Annotated in this window: 14 protein-coding genes and 1 tRNA gene; 8 read left to right on the forward strand and 7 right to left on the reverse strand. The window is 44.8% G+C overall.

Annotated elements, in window-relative coordinates:
* Window positions 1–177 precede the first annotated feature (177 nt).
* Window positions 178–1,017, reverse strand: coding sequence for a prepilin peptidase (locus PseudUWO310_RS11500; protein ID WP_142601320.1), 840 nt, complete (start codon window positions 1,015–1,017; stop codon window positions 178–180).
* A gap of 356 nt (window positions 1,018–1,373) precedes the next feature.
* Between PseudUWO310_RS11500 and PseudUWO310_RS11505 the strand changes: the two genes are divergently transcribed.
* The 3 genes from PseudUWO310_RS11505 (at window position 1,374) to PseudUWO310_RS11515 (ending at window position 8,883) form a co-directional block, all read left to right on the forward strand.
* The gene (locus PseudUWO310_RS11505; RefSeq protein WP_142601322.1) at window positions 1,374–2,159 is read left to right on the forward strand and encodes a TrmH family RNA methyltransferase; all 786 of its coding nucleotides are present in this window, start codon (window positions 1,374–1,376) and stop codon (window positions 2,157–2,159) included.
* A gap of 397 nt (window positions 2,160–2,556) precedes the next feature.
* Window positions 2,557–3,240 (forward strand): two-component system response regulator RppA, encoded by a 684-nt coding sequence (gene rppA / locus PseudUWO310_RS11510; protein WP_142601324.1) that lies wholly within the window; start codon window positions 2,557–2,559, stop codon window positions 3,238–3,240.
* A 528-nt stretch (window positions 3,241–3,768) separates the two neighbouring features.
* Window positions 3,769–8,883, forward strand: a complete 5,115-nt coding sequence (locus tag PseudUWO310_RS11515) for a translocation/assembly module TamB domain-containing protein (RefSeq protein WP_142601327.1) — start codon at window positions 3,769–3,771, stop codon at window positions 8,881–8,883.
* A gap of 252 nt (window positions 8,884–9,135) precedes the next feature.
* On the opposite strand, the gene PseudUWO310_RS11520 is transcribed toward PseudUWO310_RS11515, so the two are convergent.
* The 3 genes from PseudUWO310_RS11520 to PseudUWO310_RS11530 are packed head-to-tail and all read right to left on the reverse strand — an operon-like array spanning window position 9,136 to window position 12,118.
* Window positions 9,136–9,399, reverse strand: a complete 264-nt coding sequence (locus PseudUWO310_RS11520) for a hypothetical protein (RefSeq protein WP_142601330.1) — start codon at window positions 9,397–9,399, stop codon at window positions 9,136–9,138.
* A 26-nt stretch (window positions 9,400–9,425) separates the two neighbouring features.
* Complete coding sequence (locus PseudUWO310_RS11525) at window positions 9,426–11,660, reverse strand: heavy metal translocating P-type ATPase (RefSeq protein WP_142601345.1); 2,235 nt, start codon at window positions 11,658–11,660, stop codon at window positions 9,426–9,428.
* 44 nt (window positions 11,661–11,704) lie between these two features.
* A complete protein-coding gene (locus tag PseudUWO310_RS11530) occupies window positions 11,705–12,118 on the reverse strand; it encodes a heavy metal-responsive transcriptional regulator (RefSeq protein ID WP_190315992.1) in 414 nt (137 codons plus the stop codon).
* Window positions 12,119–12,787: 669 nt separating this feature from the next.
* Between PseudUWO310_RS11530 and PseudUWO310_RS11535 the strand changes: the two genes are divergently transcribed.
* From PseudUWO310_RS11535 to atpC, 4 genes are all read left to right on the forward strand, one after another.
* Window positions 12,788–12,860: transfer RNA gene (locus tag PseudUWO310_RS11535), tRNA-Ala, on the forward strand.
* Between the two features lie 57 nt (window positions 12,861–12,917).
* Window positions 12,918–14,294 (forward strand): hypothetical protein, encoded by a 1,377-nt coding sequence (locus tag PseudUWO310_RS11540; protein ID WP_142601332.1) that lies wholly within the window; start codon window positions 12,918–12,920, stop codon window positions 14,292–14,294.
* Between the two features lie 195 nt (window positions 14,295–14,489).
* Window positions 14,490–15,923 carry a F0F1 ATP synthase subunit beta gene (atpD, locus tag PseudUWO310_RS11545; protein ID WP_055076116.1) on the forward strand — a complete coding sequence of 478 codons (1,434 nt, stop codon included), beginning with the start codon at window positions 14,490–14,492 and terminating at the stop codon, window positions 15,921–15,923.
* A gap of 118 nt (window positions 15,924–16,041) precedes the next feature.
* Window positions 16,042–16,446 carry an ATP synthase F1 subunit epsilon gene (atpC, locus tag PseudUWO310_RS11550; protein ID WP_142601334.1) on the forward strand — a complete coding sequence of 135 codons (405 nt, stop codon included), beginning with the start codon at window positions 16,042–16,044 and terminating at the stop codon, window positions 16,444–16,446.
* 497 nt (window positions 16,447–16,943) lie between these two features.
* On the opposite strand, the gene PseudUWO310_RS11555 is transcribed toward atpC, so the two are convergent.
* From PseudUWO310_RS11555 to glp, 3 genes are all read right to left on the reverse strand, one after another.
* Window positions 16,944–17,846 carry an Rpn family recombination-promoting nuclease/putative transposase gene (locus PseudUWO310_RS11555; protein WP_142601337.1) on the reverse strand — a complete coding sequence of 301 codons (903 nt, stop codon included), beginning with the start codon at window positions 17,844–17,846 and terminating at the stop codon, window positions 16,944–16,946.
* Window positions 17,847–17,876: 30 nt separating this feature from the next.
* Window positions 17,877–19,151, reverse strand: a complete 1,275-nt coding sequence (locus tag PseudUWO310_RS23775; protein ID WP_317845562.1) for an RNA polymerase sigma factor SigF — start codon at window positions 19,149–19,151, stop codon at window positions 17,877–17,879.
* 241 nt (window positions 19,152–19,392) lie between these two features.
* Window positions 19,393–20,670: a gephyrin-like molybdotransferase Glp gene (gene glp, locus PseudUWO310_RS11565; protein WP_142601340.1), complete on the reverse strand. Its 1,278-nt coding sequence runs from the start codon at window positions 20,668–20,670 to the stop codon at window positions 19,393–19,395.
* An 83-nt stretch (window positions 20,671–20,753) separates the two neighbouring features.
* Here glp and trmD point away from each other — a divergent pair, with 83 nt between their 5' ends.
* A complete protein-coding gene (trmD, locus tag PseudUWO310_RS11570) occupies window positions 20,754–21,422 on the forward strand; it encodes a tRNA (guanosine(37)-N1)-methyltransferase TrmD (RefSeq protein ID WP_142601342.1) in 669 nt (222 codons plus the stop codon).
* The last annotated feature ends 234 nt before the right edge of the window (window positions 21,423–21,656 follow it).

The raw sequence follows: 21,656 nt of genomic DNA on the forward strand, positions 1-21,656 counted from the left end.
CTTTTTTATGTAAGTTACAGCAATTATCGATCAACCGAACCACAAGGAAATTTTTGAAAGCGTTGCTTCGCAACGCTTTCAAAAATTTCCTTGGTTTGGGGTTGAGCGCGAAGCGCGGTAAGAAATGGCGTAGCCATTTCTTACCTTGGTATTTATCCTGCAAGATTTTTGTCTTTTTTAGGCTAAGCCAAACCAACTGAGATAGGTGGAGAGAATTGTTTGCCCAAAAAACAGAGAAATTGCGCCACCAAGGGCAAGAAAGGGACCAAAGGGAATTGGTTGATGTTTGCCTCGTTTCTGGACGAGTAAAGCGATCGCCCCAACTAACGTACCGATCGCTGAGGCAATCAAAATCGCCAGCAACAGATTTTGCCAGCCCAGCCACATTCCGAGCATTGCGGCAAGTTTGGGATCGCCACCGCCCATCGCTTCTTTTTGGAGAAATATACTGCCAGCAACACGCATAATATCTAGAAGCCAGATTCCTAGCACTGCCCCACCGATGCCAAACATTAGCAAACGAGAAACAGCAAAGCGAGCATCACCTCCATTCGTTAAACTCATGGAGGCAAGACTAACTTGATAGATTAAACCTAGTAACAATCCTGACTGAGTTAAGCGATCGGGTAGGGTCATCGTATCGATATCAATTAAGGCTAGAACTAGCAGCCAACTGAGAAACGCAGCATAAAAGCACAGGATCGGGACTGACAGAGAATTGCCAAAGTATGCCGCCACACTCCAAAACAAGAAGGCGGTCAATGCTTCGATCGCTGGATATCGCCAAGATACAGGCGTGTGGCAATAACGACATTTACCTTTAATCAAAAACCAACCAATAATGGGAATATTGTCACGCGGGGCAAGCGATCGCAAGCAGTGAGGGCATCGCGATGGGGGATGCAGAATGGATAAACCCGCAGGAACGCGGTAAATTACCACATTCAAAAAACTGCCCACACAAGCCCCTAAAGCGATCGCTAAACTTTGTAAAAAGATAGATTCAATTAGTAACAAAGTATTTAAGAATTAGGTTTAAGAATTAAGTTAGTCAACTAGTTAGAAATTACGCAAAGCTGGAAATTATCTTAGCAGGCGTTACGATCTCTGATTTTGATTTTTATAGCTATAGTCAGTAATGTTAGGACAAAAATCAAACCCAATAGAGAGTTGCGGCGCTTCGCGCCGCAACTCTCTATTGGGTTTGATTTTCTGACTTACAGCGCTTTGCGCTCAAACCCAAACCAAGGAGATTTTTGAAAGCATTGCGAAGCAATGCTTTCAAAAATCTCCTTGTGGTTCGTTGTTTTTGAGAATCATTCGAGATTGCTATAATTTGAAGCGTATGTTGATTTTCATCGTAGGACTAAGACTTGCTCACCAGTACCAAAAATCCATTAGTCAAACAATTACGATCGCTTGGTGAAACAGCGAAGGATCGGAAAGAGCATGGGCTCTTTTTAGTGGAGGGAACCCACGCACTGACGGAAGCGATCGCTACAGCTTATCCCCTATCTATTGTCTGCTGTACCGAAAAGTGGATGATCTCTAATCCCGAGCTGTACGCTCGTATCGAAGCATCTGTGGAGGAAATTGACAGACTCGAAATCGTATCAGAAGAAGTAATCCAAGCGATCGCGACGACTAAAAATCCCGATGGAGCGATCGCGGCGGCATGGTTACCATCGCGAGAAACTGCCAAAATCCAGACTTTCGGTTTAGCTTTAGAAACAGTTCAAGATCCCGGAAATATTGGCGCGATCGTGAGATCAGCAGTCGCAGTGGGCATTGATGGCATCTTGGTGAGTAGCGATAGTGTTGATTTAACTAATCCTAAAATTATTCGCGCCACCGCAGGACAATGGTTTCGCTGTGCCATGCAAACAAGCACCCATCTTGCCGCAGATATTCGCCAATTGCAAGAACAGGGAATAAAAGTTATCGCGACACTCGCCCATGCCGAGAAAACCTATTGGGACTATGACTTCACGCAACCGACTTTAATTTTGTTGGGCAATGAAGGAAATGGCTTGTCGGCGGAATTAATCGAACTTGCCGATGAAGCTGTGGCGATTCCTCAAAGCGATCGGGTAGAGTCCTTGAATGTAGCTGTATGTGCGTCCCTGCTGCTCTATGAAGCAAAGCGTCAGCGCCGATAAGTATTGCAGTTTTCATTTTGCCGTAGGCAAAATGAAAACTCAAAACCCTTACTAGAATTGTTTTTTGTTTTCAAATGAGTACGCACTCATTTGAAAACCGCAATAGCTAGAAGAGCATACCGCCCGCGCAGCGTGCGGTATGCTCTTCTAGGTTTTAAGTTTACTTATGCCTAGCTACTTGTGCCATAGTTTTTTCTCATGTTGCGGTGATGTAATTAGGGAAAGTTTGATATGGAAAGTTTGACATGGAAAGTTTGACAAGCACTAGGAATTTACAGCGCTTTGCGCTCAAATCCAAACCAAGAAACTTTTTGAAATTGTTGCGAAGCAACAATTTCAAAAAGTTTCTTGTGGTTCTTTTGATCGAAAATTGCTGTAGGAATTTATGTAGGGATTTATGCGCATCTTGTTAGTAGATGATGAAGAAGAGCTCGCCGAGCCATTACAAAGGATTTTGACAAGTCAAGGCTATGTGGTCGATAGCGCTACTACTGGCGATCACGGCTGGGAATTAGCTCAGGCTGGGAATTATGACCTCTTAATATTAGATTGGATGATGCCAGAGAAGTCGGGAGTTGAGATCTGTAAGACCCTACGCCAAGCTGGATATCTTACCCCTGTGCTCATGTTGACGGCAAAAGATACCCTCGACGATCGCGTTGAGGGTTTGGATAGCGGAGCCGATGACTATCTCGTTAAGCCCTTTGAACTGCGCGAATTACTGGCTAGGGTGAGAGCCTTACTGCGCCGATCACTGCCGCCACTTACCCCGACCCACGAACCTGCAAAATTGAGTTATGGAAATTTGGAACTAGATCGTGATAATCAAGTCGTATATCGAGAACAAATTGCGATCGCTTTAACCGAAAGAGAATATCAACTTTTGGAATACTTTATGCAGCATCCCAATCAGTTACTCAGCCACGAACAAATTTCCCAATATCTATGGAAGGAGGAAGAAACTGCGCCAACGAGCAATGCCCTTGTGGCTCAGATCAAGTTATTACGACGCAAAATCGATCGCGATCGCCAAACCTCTCTGATAAATACTGTATACGGTAAAGGATATCGGTTTGGCTAAAGCCTTGAGTTAAGGACTTTAGTTAAACCATGTGGCTAATTATGCTTTACGTTATAAATAAATACTGATATTTTTTAAAGGCTTTAAGTAGCTAAGCATAAGTAAACTGAAAATCTCGAAGAGATTACCTCCCGCTACGGGGGCGGCACTCTCACTGATTTTGGATTTTAATTATGCTGAGCTGCTTACTTAAAAGCTTTGCAAGCTCTCAACTCTTGACTAATACCAATTCCCAAAATGGCGTTGCCATTTTGGGAATCTCAAAGCCTTACTGGGTTTGGTGTTTAATCCACAAAAGTGTTGTCACACTTTCGTGAATTGGTATAAGGGGGGAGTAAGTACCTCAGCATAGTTAAAATCCAGAGCTAAAACCTGCGGCGCACGCTGCGCGTGCGCCGCAAGTTTTAGGGTTTTATATTTAATTAAGCCCACTTACTTAGCAGGGCTTTTAAAATTGGCAGGTCGCTTCAAGGCGAACATAACATATGTAAAATGGTGTCGTGTGGGCATCAAACGGAGTGAAAAATTGTGGGACAGGCTCAACTACCGCCGCAGAGACCATCAAACTCTACCTTCGCCAAAAATCTCGGGCGAGTGGGGGTTGGATTTGCGATCGCCTTTACAGCAACGAGCTTAGGAGCTTTTTGGTATGGACGCTACTTTCTCAACGAGCAATTATCGCCCCTCCTTCAGACCGAGTTAAGCAAAGCCCTCAAACGTCCTTTACAACTGGGAAAAGTTGAAAGAGTAGGATTTTCGAGCATTAGGTTGGGTAAGTCCCTCGTACCACCGACAGATAAGGAGTCAAACTTTTTAGCCGTTGAGGCGATCGAGGTCAAGGTCGATTTGTGGAGCTACGTGACTCGTCGCCAGATTGGTCTAGATGCAATCATCGAGCAACCGCAAGTATTTCTTAAGCAGGACGTTACAGGCTTACTGCAATTACCCAAAATCACCCCACCAGAAAAACAAACTCAAGAAGGATTTATTGACCTTAAGACCATTACCTTTAGCGACGCACAGTTAACCATTCAGACGATCGCCAAAGGAGAATTGGTTTCTCTCAGTCAGGTGCAGATCGATAGTAATTGGAAAATTGTCGATCTCAACAATCAAAGCTTACAAATGAGTGGCAAAGGTCGCCTAACCCTGCCCAATATCGCGGCGATCAATGCTCCACCAGATCCCGAACTGCTTAAAAAAGCGATCGAAACTGCTAATGCCGATAAGGAGGGGAATAAGGGAAACATCACCTTTGCCGTTGATTGGGATTTGACTAGGGGGCAAGGGACAGTCGATCTGAAATCCATTGACCTGCAAATTGCGGCTGTACAGGGGTTTGCCGTAAATTTACCCATAGAAATCCAAAAAGGTAAACTCGATACCGATCTCAAAGTGACGATCGCCGCAGGCAAAGAAACTCCCACAATATCAATCGCAGCTCAACTTAGTGACGGGGCGATCAAATCCCCCCAACTGACCAAATCCATTACAGATATTTCGGGGCAATTTAGTTTTGATGGTAAAGACGCAACCTTAAAGGAACTATCGGCGAGCTATGGCTTATTCAAGGCAACGGTGGATGGTAGTTTTAGTCAGCAAAAAGGGTTTAACCTCAATTTTGCCAGTACAACCCTCGATCTGGGTAAAGGGATTGAAAGCTTTGGTGTGAAAACCCCCGTTGCGATCGCGGGTGAAGTGAAGCTCGATGGTAAATTCACAGGAACCTTGCAAAAGCCTTCTCTCAATCTCAATATCACTACGCCGAAAACCGTTAGTTTCGATCGGATCGTTGTTGATCGATTTTTAGCCTCCATCGAATTAAAAGACCTCAACACCTTACAAATCAAAAAAGTACAGGCCGCCTCCACAGGGGCGACACTTACAGGGGAAGGACAGATTCGCTTGCCCCAAAAAAATCAGCCTGCGGAGATTTTATTCACTACTAGCCTCGTAGGAGTTGCCGAAGATTTCACCAAGCTTTATGGGGTAAAGCTGCCAATTGCGATCGGACAGGTTACTAGTTCTTTACAAATTACTGGAGCCTTGGCGAATCCTCAAGTTTTGGCCCAGTTCGATGCACCTAGCGCCACCTATCCCGCGAAGGGAGAAGTTTTTATCGACGATGGCTTAGCCACCATTCGCAATACCAAGGTGCGGTTCCCCGTGGGCGAGATCGGGCTGTCGGGTAGTTATAATATTGTCAGTGGAGCTTGGAAATCGCAGTTAAATAGTAATGGCATTCCCTTAGCTGCCTTCCTTCTCAATCAAAAAGGCATCATCGAAGGATTAATCAATCTGCGTAGCGATCGCGGTGGGTTTTCCTTAGCCGATATTACTGCCGATGCGACGGTACGTTTGCCACAGGGATTAACGGAAGTTCCCGATGCGATTTCGGCGAATCTCACTTGGGATGGCAAAAATCTGCTGATTCCCTCTTTACAAGTCGGTAACTACTTAACTGCTAATGGGAAACTCGATCTCGCATTTCCCAATAATGCAACCAATCAGCTACCTACGGGTATTGCAGGGGTTAATCTTGATTTGATTTCCCGCAATGTCAATATCAACCGTTTGACGACGCTCTCAAGTTTGATTCCCACTCAAGCATCGGGAATTCTTAACTTTCGGGGCAATATCTCAGGGGCGATTGATAAGCTTAAAATTGCGGGAGCCTTACAGTTAGATAATGTTGATCTTGCTTCCCTTGGCTCTAGTTTTGCGAAACAGGGAATAGTTGCCCCCTCTCGCGGTTCTCTTGATTTTGATGGTTCGATTAATGGCGAACTCACGGCTCCTAGGCTGGCTGGCAACGTCCAGATCGCTGGCTTAAAGGTCAATCAAATCGAACTGGACAAGCTCACCTTTAATGGAACTTTAAATGGTATCGGTAGCGTGCTCCAAGCAACGGGGGATCTGTTGCTTGCAGGTTTGAGGGTGGATAAATTAGCCTTCGATCCGAGGCTCGAAGGCAACCTCAATTTTGATGGCAATCGCGGTTTGAATGTCGATCTGCGGGGAAAGCGCGATCGCATTGCCGCGAGGTTGGATAGTGCCTTCCGTCCCATCGATTTTAATGTGAATTTGGGTGAAGCGACAGCCTCGGGACGCAGACTGGAGAATAATCCCCGCCGCTTGCAAGTAGCGATCGCGAATATTCCCTTGGCAATGGCAGCATCTCTAGCAGGACAGAATGACGTTAGCGGTAAACTTTCCAGTAATTTAATCGTTGATTTCACAAATAATCCTACGGCGACGGGAGATATTACGGTGGAACGTCCGCGCTTTGGTCGCGTCGTAGCGGAAAGAGCGATCGCCAAAATCGCCTATGCCAACGGCATTTTAGACATTCGAGACGGAAACGTAAACATTCGTCAGGGAGAAGTTAATAACGAGTACAAGTTCAATCTGACCTATAACCCCAAGGCTGAAGATCCCATTTCTGGTGTGGCTGAGATTACTAAAGGTAGGGTACAGGATGTATTTGCCACGCTGCAATGGGCAAATATTGTCGATATCAGTCAAGGCATTACCTTTGCCAAAAATCGAGCTTCAGAGCTACAACCCCTAGAAGCAATTAGATTGATGGGAGAGCCTCTTTACAAACAGTTGCAATACATTACCCAGATCGAACTGCGACAGGAACAAATCGATACGGTGAATTCCGCCCGCAATTTCAACTTACCACCGCTTACGGATTTTCGAGGGGATATTAAGGGGAAAGTTACCTTTGGGTTCAATCAACGTAGGGGGATTCGCGTAGGATTTAATGTGGTCGGCAAAAAATTTGAATATGGGAAGTTTGCCGTTGACGACATTCAAGTAGAAGGGCGTTATGCCTATGGCGTATTCAACATTGCGAAGGCAAATTTCCAGTCAGACAAGAGTTATGGCAGAATTACCAAGGCAAGAATCAGGCTTACTCCTTCAACTAATCCATTGTTCCGATTCCGCGAGCAAAGTGGCGAGATCGAGTTAAAAGACTTCCCCATTGAATCTTTACGCCCTCTCCCATTCTTTAGCGCCATTCCCTTCGATTTGACAGGTAAGGTAAATGGCAATCTTTCTATTTCTGGAATTACCTTGCTCGATCTGGGCATTAAAGGTCAATTGAGCTTGACCAACGGTTCGGTCAATCGCCAGCCCATTGATTTTGTAGCTGTGAAGTTTAACTACGATAAGCTCAATATCAACTTCGATGCCAATATGAAAGTGGCGGGTAAGGAATCGGTAGTCGCGGTCGGTAATTTTGGACTATTTGGCAATTTTGACGTTAAGCTCGATGTCAAAGATGAAGGTATTGCTTTTATTAATATCTTTAACCAGCCCGTGCGCTGGATTGACGGAAAAGGCAATATTAATCTCAGGGCAAGTGGAACCACCAGAGATCCTAAAATAGCGGGCAAAATGGTGGTTGACAATGCCAAAGTTAAAATTGCAGGTTTGCCTGGTGACTTTACCGAGGTGCAAGGCAATATTGACTTCACTAGCGATCGCCTAGTTAGCAATATTATCAGTAACTTTAGTGAAGGGAAGCTTGCCCTAAAAGGAATTCTGCCGATCAGTAATCCCAACCTTCTCGCTGTTGATAGTCCAGAATATCAACAGGCTCTAGCGATTAATGCCGATAAGCTCAAGCTCAATATTCGCGATATTAGTTCTGATAACTTTAATACGCGCATCTTGGTGAGAGGGGCTTTGTTAGCCCCAGTAATTACAGGTGAAGTCGCCCTAGGCGATGGCAGATTTGTCATCGGTAATAGTGTCGAGAATGGTAATGCTAGTAGCAATGACACGGGAAGTCTAGCGGATGTAGCCTTTTCGCGACTTGCCGTTAAGGTGCAAAATATGCAGGTAACGCGCTTCCCTCTATTTAACTTCCTAGGTGAGGGAACCTTAATTGTTAATGGAACCCTCGCTAGCCCCGAACCAGAAGGGAAAATTGTTATTTCTCGCGGACAGTTTAATGCGATTTCAACCCGATTCCGTCTCGATCGCGCCTACGAAAACTTTGCCGAATTTAAACCCGCCCAAGGGTTGAATCCGACTCTCAATGTTCGGGTTACGGGAGCCGTTGCGGAGATTACGCGCGTACCGATCAGTTCCAATCGACCCAACGATTTATTTAGTCCGAATGAAGTCCCTGTAAGCAACTTGGGAGCGCAACGTACCCTTCGCGTTCAAGCGAGTGTAACTGGCACAGCCCTTGCGCCCGACATTCGCCTTACGAGTAGCCCACCACGCAGCCAAGCGGAAATTATTGCCCTGATTGGTGGTGGCGTTTTACAGCAACAGGGAGGCTCCGATCCTGCCTCTTCCCTTGCTAGTTTTGCGGGTGGCACGGTTTTGAATTTCTTGCAAGATGCGATCGGTGATGCGCTTAACTTGGCGGAGTTTAATCTCAGTCCAGTGACAACTAATGCCTCCAGTACCAGCAAGACTGGGACTTTAGGGCTATCGGCTGAGGCAGCGATCGATATCAGTAATAGTTTTTCGATCGCCCTCCAAAGAATTATCAATGACCCAACCCAACCCACTAACTTCTCGATCCGCTATCGTGTTGATCCGAATGTGCTTTTACGAGGCAATTACGGCTCTGATGGAAAAACAGGCATATCGATCGAGTATGAAAATCGATTTTAGTCTCCAAACCCAGAAGATAGTCCCGTCCGCTTAGCGGACGGGACTATCTTCTGGGTTTGAGTTTTTAATTTAGCCGCCGTCAACTGTATCAGGAAATAATACCAATTCTCAAAAGTGTGGCTACACTTTTGAGAATTGAAAACCAAACCCAGTAAGGGTTTTAAAATCACAAAATGGCTACGCCATTTTGTGATTTGGTATAAGCCCCAAAAGAGGGCTGCCACGCGGAGCGTGGCAGCCCTCTTTTGGCGTTTATTTTTGCCTTGATTGAGAAGAAGGGACTTCCAGTTTTGGGACTGATTGCTTTTTGTAACCGAGAAACCACCATAGCTGAGCGCTAATGAGCGCAATCCCTCCAGCGCTGAGACCAATTTTAAGCAAGAGAGGCTGTTCAATTTTTGGGAATTTAGGCGATCGCGCGGAATTTTCTGCCATCATTTCCCCAAATGCTGGGAATGGGTTGGCTGTTAAGAGACAGAGGCTAATGAGTATCCCGATCGCTTTTATATTGAGCATGATTTTTAGTGTGGGTGTCAGTTTTTTTAAAATTTTGGTCGAAAGCGGTTTAAGCGCAAAGCGTTGGAGACTACAGAAACGGAACTAAATGCCATAGCTCCGCCTGCAATAATGGGACTCAGTAACCATCCAAACCAAGGGAAGAGAATCCCTGCGGCAATGGGGATACCTGCAACGTTATAAATAAAAGCAAAAAAGAGATTCTGCTGGATATTGCGCATAGTGGCGCGGCTGAGTTGAATTGCAGTCACGATTCCCTGTAGATTGCCAGAAATTAGGGTGATATCGCTAGCGGCGATCGCCACATCAGTGCCCGTACCAATGGCGATACCAACATCGGCTTGTGCCAAGGCGGGAGCATCATTGATGCCATCGCCAACCATCGCCACAACTTTTCCATTGGACTGCAATTCATGGATTTTTGCTGCTTTTTGGTCTGGACGCACTTGGGCAAATATCCGTTCGATTCCAACTTCGCGGGCGATCGCTTCTGCCGTGAGAAGATGATCCCCCGTGAGCATGATGACTTCAATGTTCATCCGCTGCAAGCTATGGATTGCCGCATGAGACGAGGGCTTAACCCTATCGGCGATGCCAATTAATCCCCGCACTACGTGATCGATCGCAATTAAAATCACCGTTTTACCGCCCATTTCCCAAGCATTTTGATATGGATGGAGCACCTCAGTATCAATGTGAAGTTCATCCATCCACAACCTCGTACCAACTTGAACGGTGACATTTCCAACTTTGCCCTGCACTCCACTACCAGCGATCGCCTTAAAATCAACCACATCAGGTACATCTAGCCCCTGCTGTTTCGCGTGCGCCACCACTGCTTCCGCGAGAGGATGTTCGGAGTTGCGCTCGACCGCTGCAACCAGTTTCAATAATTCACTATTATCTCCATCGATCGTCCAGACATCCGTCACAGTCGGTTTACCCTCGGTGATTGTGCCAGTCTTATCGATTAAAATTGTCTGGATTTTATGGGCGAGTTCTAAACTACCTGCATCTTTAATCAAGATGCCATGCTCGGCTCCTTTGCCAGTACCCACCATAATCGAAGTTGGTGCAGCCAGCCCCAAGGCACAAGGACAGGCAATAATTAGTACGCCAATCGCGGAAATAGTTGCCAATGTTAAATTTCCCATCACATCGAACCAAATCACGAAGGTAACGATCGCAATGGAAATCACCACAGGCACAAACCAACCCGTTACCAGATCGGCTAATCGTTGAATTGGCGCTTTAGAGCCTTGAGCTTGTTGAACGAGGCTGACAATCTGCGCTAGCACGGTATCTTTGCCCACATGACTGGCTCTCATCTGGAGGCTACCGTTTTTATTAATAGTTGCCCCGATCAAGCGATCGCCGATTTGCTTTTCAATGGGTATACTTTCACCCGTAATTATGGATTCATCTACCGTGGAACTTCCTGCGATCGCTTCCCCATCGACGGGGATTTTCTCGCCAGGACGGATGAGAATGATATCGCCGATCTGGACATTCTCAATGGGAATATCGGCTTCGGTTCCATCCTTAAGCACTCTAGCTACTTTGGGCTGTAAGCCGATTAACTTCCGAATAGCCTCGGAGGTTTCACTTTTGGCATGATTTTCCAATAACTTGCCTAATAAAATGAGTGTAATTACCACCACCGAGACTTCGTAGTAAACCTCAGGTTGCAGCCCTTGGACAATGAAAAAATTAGGATTGAAAGTGACCGTGAGAGAGTAGGAAAAAGCTGCCAATGTTCCTAAAGCAATTAGGGTATCCATCGTAGCGGTGTGATTTTGAAAAGCCTTCCAAGCGCCGATGTAAAAAGAGCTACCACACCAAATCTGCACGGGTAAGGTGAGGCAAAGCTGGAACCAAGGTTGTGACATCCAAGCAGGAATAATCGGCAAGTTTAATCCTGTCATCATTGGAAGCGAGCCAATTACCAATGTCGCACTAACTGCACCACCTAGGACAACTTTACGCATGAGGGCTTGTGATTCCCTTAGGCGAAATTTCCTGTCGATCTCCACGGCATCAACCGAACGATCTGGCAAGATTGCTTCGTAACCGAGATTAGCGATCGCTTTTTGAATTGTATCGATGTTCGTCTTTTTGGGGTTGTAGGCGATCGCTATTTGCGCGATCGCAAAATTAACATTGCTACTGATTACGCCATCCATCGCACTGGTCATGGATTCGATGCTAGTGGCGCAAGCGGCACAATGCATCCCTCGCAGTTGCATGATCATCTTTTCCATTCTTTGCTTGACCCCTAAATTTTTAATTGGTGCGATAAAAATCGCTATAAAATCGGACAAATATCTCCAGCGATCGCTTGGGGTTGGGGTGTCCAGTCTTCTAGCAATTCACTAATTTCACTACGTAAAGTCATTAATTCTGTAATACGCCGATCTATCTCTAGGATCTGATGCTCTAGTTGCTGCTTAATCTCCGCACAAGGAGCCAAGCCACGATCATAAACCGCCAAGATCTCAGCAATTTCTTGCAGACTCAATCCTAATTTTTGTAATCTCTTGATAAAAGCAATGCGAGCGATCGTCTCAGGGGCAAACAACCGAAACTTTCCCTCGGTACGTCCCGCTGACTTTACTAAGCCGAGTTCTTCGTAATAGCGAATTGTTTTGATTGGAACTTGACTCTTCGCCGCAACTTGCCCAATTTGGAGTAATAGCTCCTGAGATGATGTAATCACCATAGTTAGGGCTTGACCTCCTAAAACCCACTAAAAATTCAAGTAAAAATTCAAGTGAAAACTCAATTAATCTACAGCCATCCTAAATGAGTTGAGATCGGCTTCAATTTTGCTACTTAGCGCTAAGTAGCGCTAAGTAGCTGGGCATAATTAATACCAAAACTAAAAATGGCTACACCATCTTAAAACCTAGAAGAGCGTACCGCCCGCTACGCGGGCGGTACGCTCTCTGGGCTTGGCTTAGCTACTTATTACTTATACAATCTCTAGTCAGGTGGAGAGTCAAGCTCTGGAGAAATTTAATTTTTATAGCTATTTGTAGTTAAGCCCCAAAGCCCAAAATAGAGTGGCGGCGCGTAGCGCCGCCACTCTATTTTGGGGCTTTGGGTTTGTCCTAACATACAGCGCTTTGCGCTCAAAATCCCAAACCAAGAAAAGTTTTGAAAGCCTTGCTTTGCAACGCTTTCAAAACTTTTCTTGGGGTTCGTTTGATTGATAATTGCTGTAACTGGCTACCGCTACAATAGAAATTTTGATAGATATGATCGCAAAGCAACTGGTTATGCCAATTTCCCAGTCCATAAAAATTTTTTTGCGATCGCATTTGACATATAACTCAATTTGAGCGATTATAGACAAGCTGATAAATTATTTAAGTTTTTTCAGTGGTTAGGGGCTATAGCGCAGTTGGTAGCGCATCTCAATGGCATTGAGAGGGCCAGCGGTTCGAATCCGCTTAGCTCCATACTAAAATGGGGAGAACGCATTGCGTTCTCCCTATTTTCTTGTGACAAGAATTTCTATGTATCAACTAACGTCCAGTGCTTTAGCGGCGATCGCTTTTTTTGTTGTTTCGGCAACTACCCCACCCATTGTAAAGGCTCAGACCCCAGCAATTCGCGCTTATCAACCCAAAGCTACTGAGACGGCTAGAAAATCCCAAATCCAAGATCAAATGCAAAAGGCGAATCCCAGCCGATTCGATCTCCAGAAATATCCTCTTACGGAAAGCAATGCCCCCCATTGGCAAGATTCTCTATGGGCGCTCGGCGTATTAGCCCCCGAAAAAGATTATGCCGTGCAAGCCTTAGAAAATATCCTACAAATGACGACAGCAGCCAATCTTAGCGATCCGCAAAAAGGGATTATTGATACGGCGATGCAGGTGGGCATGGAATTATATCGGATTAAGCCTGCGGTCTATGGCAGACTGCAACAGTCTTTTTTAAACACTGTAAACTCCAGCAATGACCCCCAATGGGTTGCCCTATCCCTAGTAGCCCTAGCAAAGACAGGTCAAGATAGCCCTAATCCTTCAATGGCAAAACTAAGTCTGAGGGTGCAACAACGCTTTCCCAATTGGTCACAAGATTTATACCTGAGAAATACATTACAAACGGTTCTAGGCGATCGCCAACTCAATGAAAATACACTTCCCAATCTCTCTGACCTCTTAAAATGGCAAATTGCACCGCAACAGGCTCATATGTACGTGCTCTGTCGCCCCAATCGCGATGTATTGTGTGTGGCGATTCTTAAAGATCGCAATGGTAAATTTGTCATGCAGGGCAAGCAACTATGGTCAAACCCCTTACTACTGCAATCCCTGCGCAATCTTGACTGGTACTTCACCAATGGGCGGACTCCGCAAGGGATTTACCGTATGGAAGGGGTTTCACTACAGCCCGATGACGAGGTGTTTCACGCTTACGGACAGTTTTCGCTGGTGAATCTATTCGTCCCTTTTGAGGATGGTGTTAACGCATTCTTACCCAATCAAAAAGGTAAATTCGCAGGCAATCTCCAAGCTTACCAAGCTCTCTTACCTCCTTCGTGGCGTAAATATACCCCGATCCAGCAGACCTTTTGGGCAGGTAATGTCGGGCGATCGGAGTTTCGGATTCATGGCAGTGGCGCAGCGATCGATTTCTTCCAAAGTAAGGCGATGCTGGTCAATCCCCAAAATTTTGATTGGAATGCCTCATTGGGATGCCTTTCCGCCCTAGAAATTTATGATAAGCGGGGAATCCTGATCGAGGCAGATATGCCGAAGATTCTTGATGCCTTAAATACCGTTGGCAAAGGTAAGGTAGATGGCTATTTAGTAGTTGTCGATGTGCCCAGCACCACCAATACCCCCATCACCCTCGCCGAAATTGCCAAATATCTCAGCCCGTAGGTTATTTGCGCAAACTTTTGCACAAACCCGCGATCGCTTGATCCCCATTAAATGATATTTTGAGAAGCAGTTAGCTTTATATGCGATCGCAAAAAAAGTTAAACTCTTATAGTTTGACCTACTGCATTTTCTTGCACGTCATTTCATTGCAAATTTTTTAGATTCTAAGTTAAGAGGCTGGAGTAAACAGCAAGCATGGTAACAACCGCAGAGAAAGTATCAGTCGGGCGCATCACCAAGATCATCGGTCCTGTGGTCGATGCCGAATTCCCCAGTGGCAAAATCCCCGAAATTTATAACGCCGTTGTCGTAACAGGCAGAAACTCCGCAGGACAGGACATCAATGTCACCTGCGAAGTACAACAATTACTAGGTGATAACCAAGTACGTGCTGTAGCGATGAGTACCACTGACGGTATCGTTAGAGGTATGGATGTAACCGATACAGGCGCACCGATTAGCGTTCCTGTCGGTCCTAACACCCTTGGTCGGATCTTCAATGTATTAGGCGAACCTATTGATGAATTAGGGCCTGTTACCACCGAAGAAAAATTCCCCATTCACCGTCCATCCCCTGCCTTTACATCTCTCGAAACCAAACCTAGCACCTTTGAAACGGGTATTAAGGTAATTGACCTTCTCGCTCCCTATCGTCGTGGTGGCAAAATTGGTTTGTTTGGTGGTGCTGGTGTCGGTAAAACCGTATTAATCCAAGAATTAATCAACAATATCGCCAAAAAGCACTCTGGTGTATCGGTGTTTGGTGGTGTAGGCGAACGTACCCGCGAAGGTAATGACCTCTACCATGAAATGAAAGAGTCGGGCGTACTTCAGTACCTCGCTCTCGTTTACGGTCAAATGAACGAGCCACCTGGAGCGCGTATGCGTGTGGGCTTAACTGCTTTGACCATGGCTGAATACTTCCGCGATGTGTCCAAGCAAGACGTATTGTTGTTCATCGACAATATTTTCCGCTTCACTCAAGCTGGTTCTGAGGTATCGGCACTACTCGGTCGGATGCCATCGGCTGTAGGTTATCAACCAACTCTTGCCACAGACATGGGTGCTTTGCAAGAACGGATTACCTCAACCACCGAAGGTTCGATTACTTCCGTACAAGCTGTGTATGTACCTGCGGATGACTTGACCGACCCCGCACCTGCAACCACCTTTGCCCACCTTGACGCAACCACCGTTTTGTCCCGTGGTTTGGCTTCTAAGGGGATTTATCCTGCGGTCGATCCTCTCGATTCCTCTTCGACCATGCTGCAACCCGGTGTGGTTAGTGACGAGCATTATCGCGTTGCTCGCGGTGTCCAATCAATCCTTCAGCGTTATAAAGAACTCCAAGACATCATCGCGATCTTGGGGCTAGATGAACTTTCTGAAGAAGATAAGTTGGCTGTAGCCCGTGCTCGTAAGATCGAGCGTTTCTTGTCTCAGCCCTTCTTCGTAGCTGAAGTATTTACTGGATCTCCTGGTAAGTACGTCACCCTCGAAGAAAGCATCAATGGTTTCGATCGCATCCTTAAGGGCGAACTTGACGACCTCCCTGAGCAAGCTTTCTACCTCGTTGGCAACATCGAAGAAGCGATCGCTAAGGCTGAAAAGTTAAAGGCTGGTAATTAGGCATTTTGGCTATTAGCGTTTAGCTGTTAGCTGTTAGCTGTTCAAAAGCTAATAGCTAAACGCTAAAAGCTAATAGCTAATAGCTAATAGCTAAAAAAATAACCAAATATTTTAAAAAATGACCCTAACTGTAAAAGTAATTTCCCCAGATCGGACGATTCTGGATACTGTCGCAGAGGAAGTGATTTTACCTAGTTCCACAGGGCAATTGGGTATTTTGACCGATCACGCCCCTCTGATTTCGGCACTTGAAGTAGGTGTGTTACGTCTGCGTAAAGACAAAGCTTGGTCAGCGATCGCTCTTACGGGTGGTTTTGCTGAAGTTGAAGAAAATGAAGTAACTGTGCTAGTTCGTAGTGGCGAATTAGGTAGTGAAATTAATTCTGACGAAGCGCGTAAAAAGTTGGAAGAAGCTGAGCAAGCTTTAGCTGGTATTAAGGCTGAAGATAAGCAAGGTAAAATCCAAGCCGAACAAAATGTGAGAAATGCTCGCGCTAGAGTCCAAGCTACTACTGCTATTTAATATGCAGGATGCATTTTAGCTGTCTCAGATAAAATACATCCTGTCACAATCAAAAAAACAAAACTTTGATTGGGCTTTGATTTGCTATCAAAGCCCAATCAAAGTTTTAAAGCTTATCCTTCTGAAGAAAAACCATAGCAATTAGACTTGAAACTGAAATAAACAAAAGCAGTAGCAAATAGAAAACACCATTAAAGTCACCTAGAACACCAATCTCTAAGCCATTGACACTATCATCAGATCGTGACAGATGATAAACCCTCCGTCAGAAGATCTTTTTGCCAATCCCCCTAAATATGCCGTATAGTCCTTATCTTTGGTTTTTGATGCTGGCAAAATAGCTGTGAGAATTAATAGTGGAACAAATATCTTATAAATATTATTATTGTTTATGATAAAAACAGGATAACAGGTGATTCATGAATGTTATTCGCTATCATAGTTTGAGTCTTTAATTATCTCTTCCAATTAATTGCTTATATTTTAACAGCATATTACTAAGGGTTCTGAAATTTAGATGATCGCGCCGTTAGCCAAGTCTGTAAATCAGCCAAATTACTAAAATCTAAAATCGCTTCGCTTAATTCCTCAAGCAGGGTTAAAGATAAATCTGAAATTGAAGCCCGCATCTCGTCAGATAAATTACCAAACCGCTTAATCAAAATTCTGACGACGAGGTTAATTGCTTCTTGCTTACGTCCTTGCTCATGCCCTTGCCTTATTCCTTGCATACGCCCTTGTATGCGCCCCTGCTTTACTCCTTTAGCTTTAATTTCTCGATAAACTCTTGTTTCTTGTAACGTGATACCCAGCATAGCTTCTACCTCTTTTTGACTTAATGCTTCAAACTTGTAAACCATGATTGTCGTCACCATTTCTATTATGGCGCGACTTGATGATTGGTCAACAGTTCTTTTTAATAAATACCTTGCTTCGGCTGGCGCTTGGATTTCGTCAACCGTAGTTAAGACCATTAGCGCTACCCATATCGGCAACTCACGAATATTTCCTAACTCATTCAAATATATACGATGGACTTGCTCAGAATTAAGCAATGCTCGATATGGATGAATTTTGCCTTGTTCTATCGATCTCGATGGATAAATTATGACCGTTTGCCAGTCGCTAAACCTATGCCGATTTCGATAAAAATACAACAAAGATTCGGCAAATACCCTTTCGTAAAGTTGTTCGTCTTTTTGAAACTGAACCTCACAAAAGTAGACAATACCATCGGCTTCATTAGGTAAAAATACGCCATCAATCTCAAATTTCGGTTCCTTGACTGCGCCTGAGTCAAAGCGATATACATCAGCATTTGGTGGTGGCGATGGCAAAAGTTGAAATAATAGGGGCGGAAATTGTTGGAATAGTTTATAGAAGATGGAATCACGCCGCATTAAATATGATCCTAAACTGCAAATTTTTTATTATTCGATGGGTGTAGCTAAGATCTTTTTGAGGGCAATTAAGCCTTTCTTGAGTTGCCGCGAAACAGTTACAGCGCTAATTCCTAGGGTTTCAGCGACTTCACGATGGGTAAATTCTTTTAAAAATACAAACTCCACCACTTCACGGGTGCGATCTTCTAACAGATCGAGGGCTTGCTGGAGGCGAATATTGTCCTCTTGGGCGAGTTGAAAACTTTGATATTTATGATCGGTGACCAGATCGCCGATTGAGGTGGTGCTATCCTCACTTTGATCGATGGGTGTATCGAGGCTAATAGGCGATCGGTTTTGACAGGCAAGTTTGATGTCATACCATTCATTAACCGTGATCCCTAGGTAATTGGCTACTTCTTGGCTTGAGGGTTCGCGCCCAGTTTCAGCCCGTTTGGTACGAATAATTTTGCAGCCTTGGTTATAGGTGGTCAGCCATGCACGCGGCATTCGCACCGTAGGACTTTTGTCCCGCAAGTAATGTTGGATTTCCCCCTTGATGTAGGGTACGGCAAAGGAGCTAAAGGCATTTCCCTTGCTGACATCAAAACGTTCGATCGCATTAATTAGCCCAATCGAGCCGACCTGCATCAGATCTTCAAAGCTTTCTTGGCATTGATTTTTCCAGTGATATGCCTCACGTCGTACTAAGCCAATATTTAGGTTTACGAGTTGGTTACGCAGCTTGATCGATGGTTTGGAGCGATAGGCTTGCAAAATTTCTAGAGTTTCTTGCTTTTTGGAGATCGTAATTTGGGAATCCATTTCTTCGGATTCCTTTGGTTCGTTGCGACTATCTAAATACTTCCTTTGCAAAAAGTTCTCTAAGTGTTGATAGATGATTAATTGGGCGAATTCAGAAAAATTGGGATTTGTTTCAGGATTAAATTGACTGAGCGCTTTTTTAAAGCCCTGCTTACCTACCTCTAGTAGTTCGCGATCGCTCGACCGCCTTTCGCCAATTCTTTTATTAGATACTCGACGTTCACTGGTTTCTGAGCGATCGCCCGATCTCCGATCGCCAATATTAGTTTGATTGATGAGCGAGATTGGTAAAGAAGCGATCGTTTCGCGAATTATGCCCATATGAATCTCAACTAGCTGATGCTGTAAGGATTCAGAAGGAGAAAACCGATACCCCCGCAGAAGTTTCGCGATATTTTCATTGTTTAGGCTATTTTCATCTAATTGCATAGGACGAACATCCTCAATGATGCAAGCAGCTAGAAAATATGCCCAATACATTAGAGGAGAACTTTGCATACATGTGCTTGATACCAATAGCTGTCAATGGCACATAGATTAGGTTACGTTGTTTGACCTTTGCCCCTAGCCCTGAGGCTAATCTGGGACTCCATGAGAATAATACAATCTATATCTTTATATCCAATTTCTTTTATTGTCTAAAGATTCTGTCCTAAGACAATTATAAGATTCTCATATCGTTGCAGCCCCCTAGATTATACATTCAACTACGGATTATCACCACGAAAGAATGTAATGATTAGATTAACATAACTATCACTTCATCTCCTAAGGGTACATAGGTTTGATTTACTCGCATTACTGCGAGAGAGTTTACCCCGATCGCACTAATTAAGTTGCCCGAACTGTAATTGGAGACGGGTTGAAAGGTGGGGATTCCTTTGGGATAGGTTAATTTTCCCCAGAGATAGGTCTCGCGTCGCCCTTGAGAATTAAGAGCTTCCGTGGTGAAAGCGGTAATAAATTGAGGCTGCCAATAGGTTTCACACGCACCATTTAACTTAGCGATCGCACCGCGAATAAATCTCCAAAAACTCATCATTGCCGAAACTGGATTTCCGGGAATTCCAAAATAAACAATTCTTTCCTCACTTCCATTCACACTAAGAGAGTTTGTGAGGGAAGCTATGGTTAGAGGTTTTCCTGGTTTAATGGAAACTGACCTTACGTGGATATGGGCACCTAGTTTTTCCAGCAATCCATCTATATAGTCGTAATCACCAACGGAAACACCACCTATGGAAATAACCAGATCGCTAGTGGCGATCGCCTTTTTGATGGCGGTTTCTAATTCTTCTCGGTGGTCGGGGACTGCGCCAAAGGGAACAGCGATCGCCCCTGATTGAGCGATCAGAGCGGATATAGCATGTAAATTGGAGTCAACTATTTGTCCTAAGTGAAGCGGAGCCGAACTATCAAGGCTCACAAGTTCGTTCCCTGTGGAAATAACGGCAATTCGTGGCTGACGATAAACTTTTACCCTTTGACATCTTGCTGAAGCTAAAGCACCGATTTCTGTAGGGGTTAATTTACTCCCTGCTGACACCAAAGTTGTGCCTGCGGTAATAAATTCACCTTTACGACGAACATATTCGCTTTGGATTGGTTTGACTTGAAGGTACAAAATATCGCCAATGCGTTCTGTATCTTCCTGCATGACCACAGTATCCGCGCCAATGGGTAACATTCCTCCCGTGAAGATGCGGATACATTCGCCTTTTGCTAAGGGTTTAGCGATCGCCATTCCTGCTGGGATTTCATCGGCAGCGATCCGTAACTGAAATTTCTCCTGAAATTTCTCCTGAAATTTCTCCTCTAAATCTGCGTAACGAAAAGCGTAGCCATCCATCGCGGAGTTATCCCAATGGGGAAAGTCCAAAGCGCTATGGACATCCTCTGCTAAAATTCGGTTCAGGGCTTGGGATAGGGGAATAATTTCACTATCGATTTGCGGATCGAAAGGTTTTACCAAACTTAAAGCGATCTCCTCTACTTTGGCGACTGGAAGCATATTCATAGAAGTTTTGGGGAGTTTTGGGGAGTTTTTAGGAGTTCTTGAGAGTTTTGGGGAGTTCTTGGGTTTTGCGATAAAATTTGTCTATGCGTATAGATATTGTCACCCTTTTTCCTGAATTTTTTACTTCGCCGTTGCAAACAAGCTTGCTTGGTAAGGCGATCGCCAATCAGATTGCCGAGGTGTACCTGACCAATCCCAGAGACTTCACCACCGATAAGCACCATCGTGTTGACGATGAGCCCTATGGCGGCGGCGTGGGCATGTTGATGAAGCCAGACCCGATTTTTACAGCGGTGGAGTCTTTGCCGATTTTGCCTAAGCGCGAAATTATCTATCTGACTCCGCAGGGTGAACCGATGAAACAAGAAATGTTTAAGGAGCTAGCCAATTACGATCAGCTAGTCCTCATTTGTGGGAGTTATGAAGGAATTGACGAAAGGGTATGCGAGCATTTAGTCACTCGCGAAGTCTCCCTTGGAGATTTTGTATTGACCTGTGGTGAGATTCCTGCACTAGCGCTAATTAATGGCGTTGTCCGTTTGCGTCCAGGAACAGTGGGGAAGGAAGATTCGCTGAAGTTTGAGAGTTTTGAGGATGGATTGCTGGATTATCCGCAATACACCAGACCTCCAGTATTCCGAGGTTGGGAAGTTCCCGAAGTACTGCGATCGGGTAATCATAAATTAATTGCGGAATGGAGAAAGGAACAACAAATTCTCCGTACCAAACAGCGTCGCCCCGATCTTCTATAGTATTTGTCAGGTAAGTATAGTTAAAGAATAAAACCCAAAATAGTGTTGCCGCGCGGAGCGCGGCAACACTATTTTGGGTTTTATGTCCTGATACAGTTGACGGCAGCTATAGCAATCCTAAATGAGTTGTGGAAAAAAGCCATACTTAAAAATCTTCTCAAAGCAAAAGACTTGAAGATGAGTCACTAACTCAAATAACCTCTTCACATTGTTAAAGTTCTTTAGTAAGTGATA

Origin of the sequence: Pseudanabaena sp. UWO310 (assembly GCF_006861605.1) — a bacterium.
Classification (GTDB): Bacteria; Cyanobacteriota; Cyanobacteriia; order Pseudanabaenales; family Pseudanabaenaceae; genus Pseudanabaena.